The sequence below is a fragment of the Kutzneria chonburiensis genome (assembly GCF_028622115.1).
GTDB lineage: Bacteria > Actinomycetota > Actinomycetes > Mycobacteriales > Pseudonocardiaceae > Kutzneria > Kutzneria chonburiensis.
On record NZ_CP097263.1, the window covers coordinates 319,102 to 334,634 of the forward strand.

17 protein-coding genes are annotated in these 15,533 nt (G+C 69.6%); 12 read left to right on the top strand and 5 right to left on the bottom strand.

Features of this window, described 5'->3' with window-relative positions:
• The first annotated feature begins 77 nt into the window (after positions 1 to 77).
• Positions 78 to 1,457 (top strand): glycoside hydrolase family 18 protein, encoded by a 1,380-nt coding sequence (locus M3Q35_RS01620; RefSeq protein WP_273939772.1) that lies wholly within the window; start codon positions 78 to 80, stop codon positions 1,455 to 1,457.
• 233 nt (positions 1,458 to 1,690) lie between these two features.
• On the opposite strand, the gene M3Q35_RS01625 is transcribed toward M3Q35_RS01620, so the two are convergent.
• The 3 genes from M3Q35_RS01625 to M3Q35_RS01635 are packed head-to-tail and all read right to left on the bottom strand — an operon-like array spanning position 1,691 to position 4,070.
• The gene (locus M3Q35_RS01625) at positions 1,691 to 1,960 is read right to left on the bottom strand and encodes an HPr family phosphocarrier protein (protein ID WP_273939773.1); all 270 of its coding nucleotides are present in this window, start codon (positions 1,958 to 1,960) and stop codon (positions 1,691 to 1,693) included.
• 41 nt (positions 1,961 to 2,001) lie between these two features.
• Positions 2,002 to 3,282, bottom strand: coding sequence for a PTS transporter subunit EIIC (locus tag M3Q35_RS01630; protein WP_273939774.1), 1,281 nt, complete (start codon positions 3,280 to 3,282; stop codon positions 2,002 to 2,004).
• On the bottom strand, positions 3,279 to 4,070 hold the full coding sequence (locus M3Q35_RS01635) for a GntR family transcriptional regulator (RefSeq protein ID WP_273939775.1): 792 nt from the start codon (positions 4,068 to 4,070) through the stop codon (positions 3,279 to 3,281). Before M3Q35_RS01635 ends, M3Q35_RS01630 begins: the two co-directional genes overlap by 4 nt.
• A 221-nt stretch (positions 4,071 to 4,291) precedes the next feature.
• Here M3Q35_RS01635 and M3Q35_RS01640 point away from each other — a divergent pair, with 221 nt between their 5' ends.
• The 7 genes from M3Q35_RS01640 (at position 4,292) to M3Q35_RS01670 (ending at position 9,898) form a co-directional block, all read left to right on the top strand.
• Positions 4,292 to 4,528 (top strand): PTS sugar transporter subunit IIB, encoded by a 237-nt coding sequence (locus tag M3Q35_RS01640; RefSeq protein WP_273939776.1) that lies wholly within the window; start codon positions 4,292 to 4,294, stop codon positions 4,526 to 4,528.
• The gene (locus M3Q35_RS01645) at positions 4,525 to 4,980 is read left to right on the top strand and encodes a PTS sugar transporter subunit IIA (RefSeq protein WP_273939777.1); all 456 of its coding nucleotides are present in this window, start codon (positions 4,525 to 4,527) and stop codon (positions 4,978 to 4,980) included. Before M3Q35_RS01640 ends, M3Q35_RS01645 begins: the two co-directional genes overlap by 4 nt.
• 131 nt (positions 4,981 to 5,111) lie before the next feature.
• Positions 5,112 to 6,302, top strand: a complete 1,191-nt coding sequence (gene aroC, locus M3Q35_RS01650; protein ID WP_273939778.1) for a chorismate synthase — start codon at positions 5,112 to 5,114, stop codon at positions 6,300 to 6,302.
• Positions 6,299 to 6,811, top strand: a complete 513-nt coding sequence (locus M3Q35_RS01655; protein ID WP_273939779.1) for a shikimate kinase — start codon at positions 6,299 to 6,301, stop codon at positions 6,809 to 6,811. Before aroC ends, M3Q35_RS01655 begins: the two co-directional genes overlap by 4 nt.
• Positions 6,811 to 7,917 (top strand): 3-dehydroquinate synthase, encoded by a 1,107-nt coding sequence (aroB, locus tag M3Q35_RS01660; protein WP_273939780.1) that lies wholly within the window; start codon positions 6,811 to 6,813, stop codon positions 7,915 to 7,917. Before M3Q35_RS01655 ends, aroB begins: the two co-directional genes overlap by 1 nt.
• Complete coding sequence (gene aroQ / locus M3Q35_RS01665; protein WP_273939781.1) at positions 7,914 to 8,345, top strand: type II 3-dehydroquinate dehydratase; 432 nt, start codon at positions 7,914 to 7,916, stop codon at positions 8,343 to 8,345. Before aroB ends, aroQ begins: the two co-directional genes overlap by 4 nt.
• A gap of 71 nt (positions 8,346 to 8,416) precedes the next feature.
• On the top strand, positions 8,417 to 9,898 hold the full coding sequence (locus M3Q35_RS01670) for a beta-xylosidase (RefSeq protein WP_273939782.1): 1,482 nt from the start codon (positions 8,417 to 8,419) through the stop codon (positions 9,896 to 9,898).
• 419 nt (positions 9,899 to 10,317) lie between these two features.
• Here M3Q35_RS01670 and M3Q35_RS01675 read toward each other — a convergent pair whose 3' ends face one another.
• Positions 10,318 to 10,725 (bottom strand): B-4DMT family transporter, encoded by a 408-nt coding sequence (locus M3Q35_RS01675; RefSeq protein ID WP_273939783.1) that lies wholly within the window; start codon positions 10,723 to 10,725, stop codon positions 10,318 to 10,320.
• A 367-nt stretch (positions 10,726 to 11,092) separates the two neighbouring features.
• Between M3Q35_RS01675 and M3Q35_RS01680 the strand changes: the two genes are divergently transcribed.
• The 4 genes from M3Q35_RS01680 to nusB all read left to right on the top strand — a co-directional run bounded on the left by M3Q35_RS01680 (position 11,093) and on the right by nusB (position 14,695).
• The gene (locus tag M3Q35_RS01680; protein WP_273939784.1) at positions 11,093 to 12,235 is read left to right on the top strand and encodes an HNH endonuclease signature motif containing protein; all 1,143 of its coding nucleotides are present in this window, start codon (positions 11,093 to 11,095) and stop codon (positions 12,233 to 12,235) included.
• A gap of 348 nt (positions 12,236 to 12,583) precedes the next feature.
• Positions 12,584 to 13,663, top strand: coding sequence for a M24 family metallopeptidase (locus M3Q35_RS01685; RefSeq protein ID WP_273939785.1), 1,080 nt, complete (start codon positions 12,584 to 12,586; stop codon positions 13,661 to 13,663).
• A 49-nt stretch (positions 13,664 to 13,712) separates the two neighbouring features.
• On the top strand, positions 13,713 to 14,276 hold the full coding sequence (gene efp / locus M3Q35_RS01690) for an elongation factor P (protein WP_273939786.1): 564 nt from the start codon (positions 13,713 to 13,715) through the stop codon (positions 14,274 to 14,276).
• Positions 14,276 to 14,695 carry a transcription antitermination factor NusB gene (gene nusB, locus M3Q35_RS01695; RefSeq protein WP_273939787.1) on the top strand — a complete coding sequence of 140 codons (420 nt, stop codon included), beginning with the start codon at positions 14,276 to 14,278 and terminating at the stop codon, positions 14,693 to 14,695. The genes efp and nusB overlap by 1 nt, the downstream gene beginning before the upstream one ends.
• 91 nt (positions 14,696 to 14,786) lie before the next feature.
• Here nusB and bldD read toward each other — a convergent pair whose 3' ends face one another.
• On the bottom strand, positions 14,787 to 15,275 hold the full coding sequence (gene bldD / locus M3Q35_RS01700) for a transcriptional regulator BldD (RefSeq protein WP_015803953.1): 489 nt from the start codon (positions 15,273 to 15,275) through the stop codon (positions 14,787 to 14,789).
• Positions 15,276 to 15,533: the final 258 nt, after the last annotated feature.

Sequence of the window (15,533 nt, forward strand, 5' to 3'; positions counted from 1 at the left end):
TGCGGCCTCTTGACTTGCGTGATCGCCGGGCGGAGGGTGTGGCCACCAATTGGTGTAGACCAACCAGGGAGCTGGACATGCCCCGCACCAGAGGCAGGGTCGCCGTCGCGGCGGCCGTGATCGCGATGGCCGGCCCGTTGCTGGCGGTTCCGGCCGTGGCCGCGACTGCCAACCACCACCCCCGACAGGACGACGGCCGCGTCGTGTCGGCCTACTTCGCCGACTGGGACGTCTACGGACGGGCCTACAACGTCAAGGACATCCCGGCCGACAAGCTGAACGTCATCCAGTACGCGTTCGGCGCGCCCACGTTCGACCAGGCCACCGGCGCCGTCGGGTGCTCGATCCTGGACCCGTGGGCCGACTACCAGCGGCCGATCGACGCGTCGCTGGCCGTCGACGGCGTCGGCGATGTCGCCGGGCAGCCGCTGTTCGGCAACTTCAACCAGCTGCTCAAGCTGAAGAAGGCCCACCCCGGTCTCAAGGTGGAGATCTCCCTCGGCGGCTGGACGAAGTCCACGTATTTCAGTGACGTCGCGGCGACCGCGCAGCGCCGCCAGGACTTCGTGAAGTCCTGTGTGGACACTTTCATCAACGGCAACATCCCGGGCCTGGCCCCGGGTGCGGCCAAGGGCGTGTTCGACGGCATCGACATCGACTGGGAGTACCCGACCCAGTTCGCCGGCGGCAACCCGGATGCCGGGCCCGCCGACAAGCACAACGCCACGCTGCTCATGCAGGAGTTCCGTCGCCAGCTCGGCGCGGACCACCTGCTCACGGCGGCGTTCCCGGCCACCTCCAAGGCCGGTGACTACTGGGAGCTCAACGCGGCGATCGCGCCGATGAACTGGGTCAACGTCATGACCTACGACTACAACATCCCCAGTGGTGGCGTCGCCGCGCCCGACACCCTGTTCACGCACAGCTTCCGCGACCCCAACGCCGCGGACCCGTCGTGGAACACCGTGGGCACGGTCCAGTACTACCTGGCCGCCGGCATCCCGCCGAACAAGATCGTCGTCGGCGTTCCCTTCTACGGCAACCAGTACCTGCGGTCGAGCGGCCTGTGGGAGAAGTCCGACAACAGCGGCCTCGACCCCAACAGCCTGGTGCCCGACCAGAAGCCGCAGCCGACGTACCACGACCTCGTCGACACCGCCAAGATCGTCGGTGCTGGTGGCTACACGGCCAACTGGGACGTTCAGTCCGGCGAGCCCTGGCTGTTCAACCCGGCCGGCGTGCACAACCTGTGCTCGACCTTCGCCGCCGACGGGACCTGCGCCGCTCCTTACGTGGCAACGGTTCCGACCGTGATCGCCTACTCGGACCCCAAGTCCGTTGCCGAGCGCACCACGCTCATCAAGGGCTGGGGGCTGCGCGGGGCGATGGCGTGGGAGATCAGCCAGGACTCCGACAGCCACGCGCTCATCTCCGCGCTGTCGCCGCTGTTGAAGTGATGCTTGGGTAGGAAGTGGTTGCCCCGCCCGGGATTTCCCGGGCGGGGCTTCTTCTTGTGGTGCGACAGCGCACAAGCCCCAGCCGCCGCACGCCCGCTGTCGAAATGTCACATGAGCGTCGTTGTTGCCTCTATAGGGCACATCCGGACCGCATGTGACGTTGAGTGGGGGCGCACGCAAGGGCCGCACGTGACCGGGGAGTGGTCACGTGCGGCCCTGGTAGAGCGAAGGGCTCAGGCCTCGTCGTGGTCGGTGGCGATGAGCGCCGCGACCGTCTCAAGGGCCTGGTCCGCACCGGCTCCTTCGGCGGACAGGATCACCTCGTCACCGTGCATCGCGCCCAGCGTCATCAGGCCCAGCACGCTGGCGGCGTCGACCTGCTCGCCACCCTCCTTGCGGATGGAGACGGGCACGGCCTGCCCGGCGGCAGCCTTGGCCAGCAGAGCGGCCGGCCGAGCGTGCAAACCCACCTTGCTGGCCACGGTGACCCGAAGTTCCGGCATGGTCTTTCCCTTTCGTGCGGTGTGGCGGACCCGGGAGAGTCCTAGCTGGACTGGTTGCGGGAGCTGGTCGTCTCGGGCACGGAGCCGCCCTCGGCGATCTGCTCGTCGGCGTCGTCCTCACGACCCGGGGTGCGGAGGTTCCACTTGATGATCACGAAGCGGAACGCGAAGTAGTAGATCAGGCCGTAGATCACGCCGATGATCAACAACAGCCAGGGCTTCTGGGCGATGCCCCAGTTGATGACGAAGTCGATGGCACCGGCCGAGAACGAGAAGCCGTCATGGATGCCCAGCGCGTTCACGATGGCCAGCGAGGTGCCGGTCAGGATGGCGTGGATGATGTACAGCGGCCACGCCACGAACATGAACGAGAACTCGATCGGCTCGGTCACACCGGTCAGGAACGCGGTCAGCGCGGCCGAGATCATGATGCCGCCGACGATCTTCTTCTGGGACGGCTTCGCGGTCTGCCAGATGGCCAGCGCGGCCGCCGGCAGGGCGAACATGAAGATCGGGAAGAAGCCGGTCATGTAGCCGCCGGCGCTCGGGTCGTGGGCGAAGAAGCGGGTCAGGTCGCCCGTGACCTCCTTGCCGTCGGCGCCGGTGAAGTGGCCGCTGAGGAACCACACCACGGAGTTGATGACGTTGTGCAGACCGAACGGGATCAGCAGGCGGTTGACCACACCGTAGATGCCGCCGCCGACGATCGGGTTGTTCGAGACGAAGTTGCCGAACGCGGTCAGGCCGCTGTTGAAGATCGGGTACAGCAGGCCGAAGATGATGCCCAGCACGATCATGACCAGCGAGTTGACGATCGGCACGAACCGGCGACCACCGAAGAAGGCCAGGTACGGGGGGAGCTTCGTGCGGTAGAAGCGCTGCCACATCAGGGCCGACACGATGCCGACCAGGATGCCGGCGAGCACGCCGTACGGCCAGCCGCCGGGCGGGATCGGGGCGTCACCGACCTTCTTGGCCTGCACCGGCGCGAACACCTGGACGACCTGGGTGAACACCACAAAACCGACGACCGCCGCGACGGCGGTGGAGCCGTCGCCCTTGCGGGCGAAGCCGATCGCGATGCCGACCGCGAACAGCAGGGGCAGGTAGTTGAACAACCCACCGCCCGCCGCGGCGAAGATCGCCGCGACCTTCTGCATGAAGTCGTTCTTGAAGCTACCGAGCAGGTCGTCCTGACCGAGCCGCAGCAACAAGCCGGCGGCGGGCAGCGTCGCGATCGGCAGCATCAGGCTCCGGCCGAGGCGTTGCAGCCCGGCCAGACCCTTGTTGCCGCCGGCCACCGTGGGGGCGCTGGCACTCATCGGTTTCCTCCGTGGGCGGAAAGCGGACCGGAACCCGGGTCGCCCCGGTCCAATTGCATGGTTACCTGGTAGAGGTCGCCCCGGTACCAGGACGTCATGTCCTCGATGGCCTCGCCGTCGGCGGTCGAGATCCGTCGGAACACCAGCACCGGCGAACCGGTGCGAACCCCCAGCAGACGAGCGGTCTCGCGGTCGGCCGCCTCGGCCCACACCGTCTGCCGGCCGTGGCTGAGCTGCACGCCGAAATGCTCGGCCATCAGCGTGTACAGCGACCGGGTCAGGTCGAGGTCGAGCAGGCCGGACAGCCGGCCGGCGTTGTACCAGCCGCGTTCGACCGCCAGCGGCGTGCCGTCGGCCCGGCGCAGCCGGAACAGTCGGTACGCCGAGTCGGTGGACTCCAGCCCCAGCGCGGCGGCCGCCGCGGGCGGCGGCACCTCGTGGGCGCAGGACAGCACCTCGGTGCCGGGCTCGTGCCCACGCCGCCGCATGTCGTCGGTGAAGGACTCCAGATAGAGCTGGGCCTCCATCCGCCGCTGCGCGGTGAACGTGCCACGGCCACGCGCCCTGGCCAGCAGGCCTTCGGCGACCAGCTGGCCGACCGCGGCCCGCACCGTGAGCCGCGACACGCCGTACTGCTCGGCCAGGTCGCGTTCGGACGGGATGGGGGAGCCGGGCGGCAGGTCCTGCTGGGCCAGCTTGCGCAGGATTTCCCGCAGCTGGGCATGCTTGGGCTTGGGGCCGTCGACGATCCGGTCACCGGTGCCCGAAACACCGTCGAACACGGCCATGGCACCTCCCTGACGGTCTCGATTCGGCCCCACCTGTCGATCCTCGCCGCGAACATTGGTACGTTCCGGTCTAGACCAGTGGTGCGGGGAGGATGCGCCGCCGGGCGACCGGGTGTCAACCGCCGTTACGAGTTCGTGCTGCTGGCGGCGACCATCCGGCCGACTCGGGTGAGACTGGCGGAAGTCGTGTCCAAAACCGACTAGTGAGAGCAGGCGACGAGATGGCAGACGACAGGGCGGCGCAGATCATCGCCGCGATCGGCGGCGCTGACAACATCATCGAGATCGAGCCGTGCATCACGCGGCTGCGCTGCGAGCTCGAGGACGGGTCCAAGGTGGACGAGGCCGCGCTCAAGAAGATCGGCGCGCACGGCGTCATCCGCGCGGGTTCCGTGGTCCAGATCATCGTCGGCCCCGAGGCGGACACGATCGCCTCCGACATCGAGGACCTGCTGTGAGTGTCAAAGTCCTGAGCCCCGTCAAGGGTGTGCTCGCGCCGATCACCGAGGTTCCGGACCCGGTGTTCGCGCAGGCGATGGTCGGCCCCGGCCTGGCCGTGCACCCGGAGCTCACCGCCGGTGACGCGGTGTCCCCGGTGGACGGCACGGTCGTCACGCTGCACCCGCACGCGTTCGTGGTCGCGACCGCGGAGGGCCCGGCGGTGCTGGTGCACCTGGGCATCGACACGGTCAAGCTCAAGGGCGAGGGTTTTACGCTGCACGTGGCCAAGGGCGACTCGGTCAAGGCCGGCCAGCCGGTGATCGGCTGGGACCCGAAGGCGATCGAGGACGGCGGCCGCTCGCCGATCTGCCCGGTCGTGGCACTGGACGCGACCGCGGAGAACCTGGTCGACGTGCGCGAGCCCGGCCCGGTCGAGGCCGGTGACACGCTGTTCACCTGGCAGCGCTGAGCCACCAGCGACGGCGGCCCTCCCGAACGGGAGGGCCGCCGAGCTGTCCCATGTGGACGATGACACCGGCGGTCACGGCGGTCCGAGGTGATTTGCAGCGGCGCCCGAGCCGGATGTGAAAGGATCCAGGGGTGCTGCGCTGGATCACCGCTGGAGAATCGCACGGACCCGCGCTGGTCGGTGTCCTTGAGGGCATGATCGCCGGAGTGTCCGTCACCACCGAGGACCTCTCGGTGCAACTGGCCCGTCGGCGGCTGGGCTTCGGCCGCAGCCCGCGGATGGACTTCGAGACGGACAAGGTCGAGTTCCTCGGCGGTGTGCGCCACGGCCTGTCCCAGGGCGGGCCGATCGCCGTGCACATCGACAACGCCGAATGGCCGAAGTGGCAGAAGGTGATGGCCGCCGACCCGGTCGACCCGGCCGAGCTGGAGGGGTCCGCCCGCAACGCGCCGCTGACCCGGCCGCGTCCCGGCCACGCCGACCTGCCGGGCATGCAGAAGTACGGCTTCGACGAGGCCCGGCCGGTGCTGGAGCGGGCGAGCGCCCGCGAGACGGCCGAGCGGGTGGCGCTGGGCACGGTGGCCCGCAACCTGCTGCGCCAGGTGCTGGGCGCCGAGATCGTCAGCCACGTGGTGTCCATCGGCGCCGCGGAGTGCTCGCCGGACGCCCCGCTGCCCAAGCCGGAGGACCTGGCCGCGATCGACGAGAACCCGGTGCGGGCCTTCGACGCGGCCGGCACCGAGGCCATGGTGGCCGAGGTCGAGGCGGCCAAGAAGGACGGCGACACGCTGGGCGGCGTGATCGAGGCCATCGTCTACGGCCTGCCGCCGGGCCTGGGCTCGCACGTGCACTGGGACCGCCGCCTCGACGCGCGGCTGGCCGGCGCGCTGATGGGTATCCAGGCCATGAAGGGCGTGGAGATCGGCGACGGCTTCACCACCGCGCACCGCCGCGGCAGCCAGGCCCACGACGAGATCGACCGCGGCCCCGGCATCACCGGCGTCACGCGGCGGTCGAACCGGGCCGGCGGCCTTGAGGGCGGCATCACCAACGGCGAGCCGCTGCGCGTGCGCGTGGCGATGAAGCCCATTTCGACGGTGCCGCGCGCGCTGGCCACGGTCGACGTGGAGACGGGCGAGGCGGCGGTGGCCATCCACCAGCGCTCGGACATCTGCGCGGTGCCGCGGGCCGGCGTGGTCGTGGAGTCGGTGGTGGCGCTGGTGCTGGCCGACGCGCTGCTGGAGAAGTTCGGCGGCGACTCGCTGGCCGAGACCCGGCACAACGTCGAGGGCTACCTGAAGTCGCTGCAGGACCGCTGGTGAGTCCGAAAGCAGTGGTGGTCGGCCCGCCGGGCGCGGGCAAGACCACCGTCGGCGAGCTGTTGGCGGACAAGCTGGGCGTGCCGTTCCGTGACGTCGACGCAGACATCGTCGAGCTGGCCGGCAAGCCGATCGCCGACATCTTCACCGATGACGGCGAGGCGGAGTTCCGGCGCATCGAGGGCGAGGCGGTGGCCCGCGCGCTGCTGGAGCACGACGGCGTGCTGGCGCTGGGCGGCGGCGCAGTGTTGGCCGAGTCGACCCGCAAGCTGCTGGCCGAGCACACGGTCGTCTTCCTCAACGTCGGCATGGCCGAGGGCGTGCGCCGCACCGGCCTGTCCACGGCGCGCCCGCTGCTGGCCGGTGTGAACCCCCGGGCCACGTTCCGCGCGCTGCTGGACGCCCGGCTGCCGCTGTACCGCGAGGTCGCCACCGTCGAGATCGACACCGACAAGCACGAGCCCGCGGGCATCGTCGACGAGGTCGTCAAAGCACTCACCGAAGGAAGCTGATGTCCGACCCGACCCGCATCCACGTGGCCGCGGAGCGCCCCTACGACGTCATCGTCGGGCGGGGCCTGCTCGGCGACCTGGTCGACACGCTCAAGGGCGTGCCGACGGTGGCGATCCTGCACCAGCCCACGCTGACCGCGACGGCCGAGGCCGTGCGGGATGAGCTGGCGGCCGCCGGCATCGACGCGCACCGGGTGGAGATCCCGGACGCCGAGGACGGCAAGGCGCTGGCGGTGGCCGGTTTCGCCTGGGAGGTGCTGGGCCGGATCGGTCTCGACCGCACGGGTGCGGTGATCGGCCTCGGCGGCGGCGCGGTGACCGACCTGGCCGGCTTCGTCGCCGGCACGTGGCTGCGCGGCGTGAAGGTCGTGCACGTGCCGACCACGCTGCTGGGCATGGTGGACGCGGCGGTCGGCGGCAAGGCCGGCATCAACACCGACGCCGGCAAGAACCTGGTCGGGGTGTTCCACGAGCCCACGGCCGTGCTGGTCGACCTGGCCACGCTGGAGACGCTGCCGGCCAACGAGCTGGTCGCCGGCATGGCCGAGGTGGTCAAGGCCGGGTTCCTCAACGACCCTCGGATCCTGGAGCTGATCGAGGCCGACCCGAAGGCCGCGGTCGATCCGGCCGGCGAGGTCATCGGCGAGCTGGTCACCCGGGCCATCCAGTACAAGGCGAGCGTGGTGTCGAGCGACCTGCGTGAGGCCGGGCAGCGGGAGTTCCTCAACTACGGCCACACGCTGGGCCACGCGATCGAGCGCCGTGAGCGCTACCGCTGGCGTCACGGCGCGGCGGTCAGCGTCGGCCTGGTCTTCGCGGCCGAGCTGGCCCGGCTGGCCGGCCGGCTGGACGACGCGACGGCCGACCGGCACCGCTCGGTGTTGACCTCGCTCGGCCTGCCGGTGAACTACGAGCCGGGGGCGTTGCCGCAGCTCATGGAGGGCATGCGCAACGACAAGAAGACCCGTGCCGGCGTGCTGCGGTTCGTGGTGCTGGACGGCCTGGCCAAGCCGGGCCGGCTGGAAGGCCCCGACCCGAGCCTGATCGCCGCCGCCTACTCGGTCATCGCCGGCGAGGAGCCGTCGAGCGGAAAGGTGTTGCTGTGAGCCGGGTTTTCGTTCTCAACGGCCCCAACCTCGGCCGGCTGGGCGCGCGGGAGCCGCTGATCTACGGCTCGACCACGCACGCCGACCTGGTCGAGCTGTGCGTGGCCGCGGGCAAGGAGTACGGCCTGGACGTCGAGGTGCGGCAGACCGATTCCGAGGGCGAGATGATCGGCTGGCTGCACGAGGCCGCCGACGCCGAGATCCCGGTGGTGCTCAACGGGGCGGCGTGGACGCACTACTCGATCGCCATCCGGGACGCCTGCTCGCAGCTGACCTCGAAGCTGGTCGAGGTGCACATCAGCAACATCCACAAGCGCGAGGAGTTCCGCCACCACAGCGTGATCTCCGCGGTGGCCGACGGCGTGATCGCCGGACTCGGCGTGGACGGCTACAAGCTGGCCCTGCGCTGGGTGGCTGACCACAGGTAACCCACACGGGTGACCGGATTCCCTACACTGGCCGGGATTCGCCGTCACTCGATCGTGGAGGAAGCGCCGGCATGCCGAGACCCATCAGGGCCACTTTCGGCTGCCTGACGCTGGCCGTCGTGCTCACGGCGTGCGGCAGTGCCGAGGGCATCACCACGCCGTCCACGACCGGGCCGACAGCCGTGCAGAAGCGGGCGGACCAGCCGCCGGCCGACGCGGCCGAGGCGCCGTTACGCACCGATCGGCCCAGGCCGCCGGCCGGCACGCTGGTGTCCGGCGGCCCGGAGGCGCCGTACAACTACGCGCCGACCGCGATGTTCGACGGCGGCCGGTACCGGATCTGGTGGTGCAGTCAGCTGCCGGACGTCGGGGTGCCCGGCGACGACGTGCTGACCTCCTCCGCCGACAGTCTGACCACGGCGTTTCCCTGGGGAACCGCCGTGCTGCACGGTTCCGGCACCGGATTCGACGGCGAGCACACCTGCGACCCGTCGGTCATCAAGATCAACGGTGTCTACTACATGTACTACACCGGCGCGGCGAGCGACGGGGACGACCTGGTCAACTCCATCGGTCTGGCCGTCAGCGGCGACGGCGTGCACTGGCAGCGCCGGCCCGACCCGATCGTGTCGCCGTCGATGGACAAGCTGCGGCCCAACAAATACGGCGTCGGCCAGCCGTCCGTGCTGCATCTCGACGGCTGGTTCTACCTGATGTTCACCGACACCACCGGCCTCGCCGCCAATACCGCCGGGGCCGCGCAGTTCGTGCTCCGCTCGCCCGACCCGACCTTCGCCGCGTCCGTGCAAGCGTTGACCCCCAACGGTTTTCGGGACGTTCCCGGCACGAAGGCCCAGCGTTCGCTATCCGTGGCCAATGCCTTCAGTGCCGACTGGATGTGGGTCGACGCGTTGAACGCCTTCGCCATCGCCCACGAGGTCGATGGCAAGGGCACGGTGATCTCGTTCTGGGACAAGGACTTCACCACGCACCCGTACCAGGACGTGGCGCTCGGCGGGGCGTGGAAGGAAGGTCCCGGGCTCGTTCGCCGGGCCGATGGGCATGCACCCGCGTCGGCCGAGGATCCGTGCGGGCGAGTGCCGCTCGACGTCGTACGGGCCACCGGCGACGCCGGTCATGGGCCCACCGACCTGCGCCTGTTCGGCATCGACATCACCAATGCCGACGGCTGCAAAACCCTGGCCACCGCCGAGGGTGTGGCCATGCCGTCGCCCGACCGCATGATCGTCATGGTGTTCGGCGACCGGCTGGTCAAGATCGAACGGCGGTCGGTGTCGGCCCAGATCGCCGTGAAGGTCCTGGACAAGCCGGTGCCAGGGCTCGACTCGCTGCCCGTCGTGGCGTTGATCAAGGCCGGCACGCCGGCCGTGCACGCCCCGAACCGGCCCTACGCGTTCCTGTTGGACGGCAAGCTCTGGCCCGTCGGTGCGGACGCGGTGCAGGCCAACTCCTCGCCGGTCACCGAGACGACGGACGAGGATTGGGACGCGCGGCCCAAGGGCGGCGACCTCTCGGCATTCCGGGGGAATTAGCGAGGGGGCGGCCCGCGATCGCGGGGACTGCGCCGGGCGACTGTGGTGGGGTGCGGGTGGTGGGTCGGCGTGCGGCGGGCGACTGTGGTGGGGTGCGGGTGGTGGGTCGGCGTGCGGCGGGCGACTGTGGCGGGGCGCGGGTGGTGGGTCGGCGTGCGGCGGGCGACTGTGGCGGGGCGCGGGTGGTGGGTCGGCGTGCGGCGGGCGACTGTGGCGGGGCGCGGGTGGTGGGTCGGCGTGCGGCGGGCGACTGCGGTGGGCGCGGGCGGTGGGTCGGCGTGTCGTGGGGGCTGGGCGTTGGTGTGGCGGCGGTCAGCTGCGTTCTTGGTGAGGTTGGGCTAGGCCGGGACGGTGGGCAGCTGTTTTCTCGGCGGGGGCGTGGTGGATCGGGGTGGGCGTTGGGTTGGTGTGCCGTGGGGCTAGGCGTTGGTTGGGGCGGCGGGCCGGGCCATCTTGCCGAACAGCAGGCCAACTGCCGCCGGGACCAGCACCAGCAGCGCGATGAACGCGGCCCCGCCGGTGATCGCCACGGGCAGCGCCTCCGCGCCGGTGTCGTCGACGAACACGCCCTGGCCGATGACGCCGAGCACACCGCCGACGGGGCCGGCGACCAGGGACGCCTTGAACCAGGCCAGGCCCCGGCCCTCGAGGCCGCGCCAACCGTCGATGCCGCCCCACACCACGGCGACGGCGACCAACACGCTCAGCGCGGTCGGCCGTAGCCAGCCGACGGCGGTGGGATCGCCGGCGCGCACCCACGCCTGGGCGGTCTGCACCGCGGCGTGCACCACCGCCAACACCAACCCGCGCACCAGCCACACCTTCATAGGCCCAGGGTAAACCCGCGGCTGATTCCGGCTGGGTTGTGCCCCTTGTGGGTGGTGGGTGGCGTTTGGTGGGTGAGTGGGTGGGTGGCCGCGCCGCGCGGTTGGCGTTTGGGGGGATTTATTCGGTGTGGTCGCGTGGATTTGGTGTGGAGCCTCTGCGCGATGGCCCAAGGGCTAAAAGCGGGCAGGACGAGCCTGCCCTTGGCCTGTCAATTGTACGCCATCGCGCCCCTCCACACAAAATCCACGCGACTGGTACGAGTTGCCGTGTTGTGGTGTGGCGGGAGGAAATAAAAGCCTTTCTGCTCGGCGGGATTCACCCGTTAGGGATTCGTGTTCGATCTTGTGTTCGAGTATTCTCAGAAGTATGGAACTCACCTGCGAGATTGAGAACATGGAACCCATCGGGGCCATGTTCGATCTGATCGTCGGTGCGGATCCGGCGAGCCTGACCCAAGAAGACTTGGTCAATTTTGTGGGGGTGGCCCGGAAGGTGCGGGCCGTGTGTGAATGGGCCGAACATGAGGCCCTCAACCACATCGACGACCTCACCGAATTGGCAATGGCCACGAAGGTCTCGGAGCCGGCCCTGGCCCGCTCGCAAGAGATCGCCGCCGCCCTGGAGACTCACCCTGCGCTGGCGGAGCGGTTCCGCCGGGGAGAGATCGACCTCGCCCGGTTCGCGGCGGTCCACGAACGGACCCGCCACCTCTCGGACCCGGCCCAGGTCGCCGAAGTGGACCAGGCCCTGGCTGAGGAGGCCGCTGGTATGACCCGGACGCAGGTGTGCCGCAAGGCCACCGCGCTGGTCGCGAAGGCCGATCCGGATGGTTATGAGCAGCGCTGCCACAAGGCCAAAGACGACCGGCAGGTCGGGCTCTCGGCCTTGCCCGACGGCATGGCCAAACTGGTGTGGATCCTCCCCGCCGCTGAGGCCCACCAGCTGTTCCAGCAGATCTGCGCCGACGCCAAGTCCCTACCGAAGGACGAGCGCACCACCGACCAGAAACGCTCCGATGTGCTCTGGGACCGTCTGCGGGGCAAGCACACCACCTGGAACGTCCGCACCTTCGTGACCATCTCCATGGAGACCCTGCTCGGGTTGACCAACGACCCCGGCCAGCTCGCCGGCTACGGCCCGATCGCGGCCGAGGCGGCCCGCGAGCTGGCCATGCACGGCCCATTCCGAGGGCTCCTGCTGGATGAGTACCAGCAGATCTCCGCGATCAGCACCGACACCTACCGGCCCACGGCGCTGATGAAGGAGACGTCCGTTGCTCGGGCCGGCGGGACCTGCACTGCCCCCGGCTGCACCCTGCCCATCCAGGAACACGACCACATCACCCCCTGGCCAGCGGGCCCCACCCAAGCGACCAACCTGCAAGGGCTCTGCACCTGGCACCACCACCGCAAACACGACAACTACACAGTGACCCAGGATTCAGACGGCACCACCCACTGGATCACCCCGGCCGGCCGCCATCACATCACCCGCCCCCTGCGACACTAACCGGGGAACGGGCACCGGGAAAAGGACTTCCCGCAGCCACCACAAAAAGGGCGCACAGCGGGAGCAAAACCCAGCCACCGCCATTCCTTCACACCCCGATCGCCAACTCCCGAATTGGGTCGATTTTGTGTGGAGGGGCGCGATGGCGTACAATTGACAGGCCAAGGGTAGGTTTGTCCTGCCCGCTTTTAGCCCTTGGGCCATCGCGCAGAGGCTCCACACCAAATCGACCCATAACCCGAAGAACCCCGGGAAACTACGCAGCACGCGCGCAAAACCCAACCACCGCACAAACACAACCACCGCACAAACACCCCCAACCCTCCCGCACGTAATACCCTGTTCGGCATGGCTGAGGTGCACGGCAGGAGACGGAACGCGCTGCGACGGCTGCTCGACGACCGCAGTCTGGATGCGCTACTCGTGACCAATCTGCTCAACGTGCGGTACCTCACGGGCTTCACCGGCTCCAACGCGGCGCTGCTCGTGACGAGGGACAACGCCATCTTCTGCACCGACGGCCGGTACGAGACCTCAGCCCAGTCCCAGGTCCCCGACCTGCAACGCGTGATCGAACGGGACTGCGCCTTGGCGCTGGCCGCCCGCGCCAAGGGCCGCACCGGCTTCGAGAGCGATCACGTCACCGTCGACGGTCTCCAAGCCCTCACCGAAGCCGCCACCGCAGGGCTGCACGCAGAGCTGCACAAAGCCCCAGGCCTCACCGCCGAGCTGCGGATCGTCAAGGACGAGACGGAGATCGAGGCGCTGCGGATGGCCTGCGCGGCGGCCGACCGGGCCCTGGCGGCGTTGATCGAGCACGGCGGCCTGCGCCCCGGCCGCACCGAGCGCGAAGTCGCCCGCGCCCTTGACGACGGCATGCGTGACCAGGGGGCCGAGGGCCCGGCGTTCGCGACCATCGTCGCCGCCGGCGAGCACTCGGCCATCCCGCACCACGAGCCGACCGACGCCCAGCTCAAAACCGGTGACCTGGTCAAGATGGACTTCGGCGCGCTGGTCGACGGCTACCACTCGGACATGACCAGGGTGGTCGTGCTCGGGCCGGCGGCCGACTGGCAGACCGAGCTGTACGCCCTGGTGGCGGCGTCGCAGGCGGCCGGCCGCAAGGCCCTGAAGCCGGGCGCGACGTTCGCCGAGGTGGATGACGCCGCCCGCTCGGTGATCGCCGCCGCCGGCCGGTCCGAGCAGTTCATGCACGGTCTCGGACACGGCGTCGGGCTGGAGATCCACGAGGCTCCGGCACTGAGCAGGGCCGGGACCGGTACACTTGCCGCCGGCATGGCGGTCACCGTCGAGCCCGGCGTCTACGTGCCCGGGCAGGGTGGGGTCCGCATCGAGGACACTCTCATCGTGCGCGAGGGTGCGCCCGAGCTGCTCACCTTGACCACGAAAGAGCTCGTGGTCGTCTGACGCACGACCCGAACCCCGGCAGTCCGCGACTACAGGAGATTCCACCACCGTGGCCACCACCAACGACCTCAAGAACGGCCTCGTGCTCAGCCTGGACAACGGGCTGTGGACGGTCGTCGCGTTCCAGCACGTCAAGCCGGGCAAGGGCGGCGCCTTCGTGCGCACCACCCTCAAGCACGTGCTCACCGGCAAGGTGGTCGACCGGACCTTCAACGCCGGCACCAAGGTGGACACCGCCACGGTCGACAAGCGCGGCATGACCTACCTGTACAAGGACGGCGCCGACTTCGTCTTCATGGACGGCGACACCTACGACCAGATGACCATCCCGGCCGACACGGTCGGCGACGCGGCCAACTACATGCTGGAGAACACCGAGGCGATCGTCGCCGTGCACGAGGGCGTCGCGCTGTTCATCGAGCTGCCCACCTCGGTCGAGCTGGTCATCCAGCACACCGACCCGGGCCTGCAGGGCGACCGCTCCACCGGCGGCACCAAGCCGGCCACCCTGGAGACCGGCGCCGAGATCCAGGTGCCGCTGTTCGTCACCACCGGCGAGAAGGTCAAGGTCGACACCCGCGACGGCCGCTACCTGGGCCGGATCAACAACTGATGGGTGCCCGTAGCAAATACCGCAAACGCGCGGTCGACGTCCTCTACGAGGCCGACCTGCGCGCCGCGGACGCCGTGACGCTGCTCGCCGACCGGGTGGGCTCGCCCGACGTGCCGCCGGTCAGCGACTACACGATCACCCTGATCGAGGGCGTGACGGCCAACCGGACGCGGATCGACGAGCTGATCTCCGAGCACGCCGAGGGCTGGACCCTGGCCCGGATGCCGGCGGTCGACCGGGCGATCCTGCGGCTGGGCGTGTACGAGCTGCTGTGGGAGGCCGACGTGGACGACGCGGTGGCCATCACCGAGGCCGTCGAGCTGGCCAAGCAGCTGTCCACCGACGACTCGCCGCGCTTTGTCAACGGCGTCCTGGACAGTATCGCCCGTATCGCCGTGCACCTTCGCGCGGCGCTGTAGCGCTGGTTCAAATCTGGAAGGCCGCACCACCGGAACTCGGTGGTGCGGCCTTCCAGCGTTTGTCCCCAGGCTGTTGCGCGCTACGCGCGCCTTAATCCTCCTTGGACGGCCTTGCCTCAGGCGGCAGGACACCCCAGTCGATGAGCTGCTCGGTGAGCTCGCCGGGGGTCATGTCGTAGATGATGGCCAGCGACCGCAGGTCCTCGGTGCGGATGGAGAGCACCTTGCCGTTGTAGTCGCCGCGCTGGCTCTGGATGGTGGCGGCGTAGCGGGCCAGCGGACCGACCTTCTCCGCCGGCAGCTGCTGGAGCCGCTCCAGGTTTATGACGATCTTCGTGGCCGGCTCGGCCCCGGACGGCACGCGGCCCTCGGGCAGCAGCTCGGCCACGGGCACGCCGTAGAAGTCCGCCAGCTCGGCCAGCTTCTGCACGGTGACCGCGCGGTCGCCGCGCTCGTAGGAGCCGACGACGACCGCCTTCCAGCGACCGCCGGACTTCTGCTCGACGCCATGCAGTGACAATCCCTGCTGCTGGCGGATGGCGCGGAGCTTGGCCCCCAGCGCCTTGGCGTAATCGCCCATGTGGCGGTTCTCCGTTCATTCGCCCCGTCGGCCGGTAGCCATCGCCGCGGGGAGCCTGAGATCAATACGCAGAGTAATGGTCGCTCGCTGTCGTCACCAGGTCAAGCTGACTTCGCTGCGTCATGCGGGGGAGGGGGCCCCAACCACCCGGAAGGGCTACGCAGCGTGGCTGGTAACGTAGGTCCTGAGCTCGGCAGATGCCGAGCCGACCCGACGTCCTTTAAGGACCCGTCCGGTGAGGCGGGGAAGGAGGTCCAC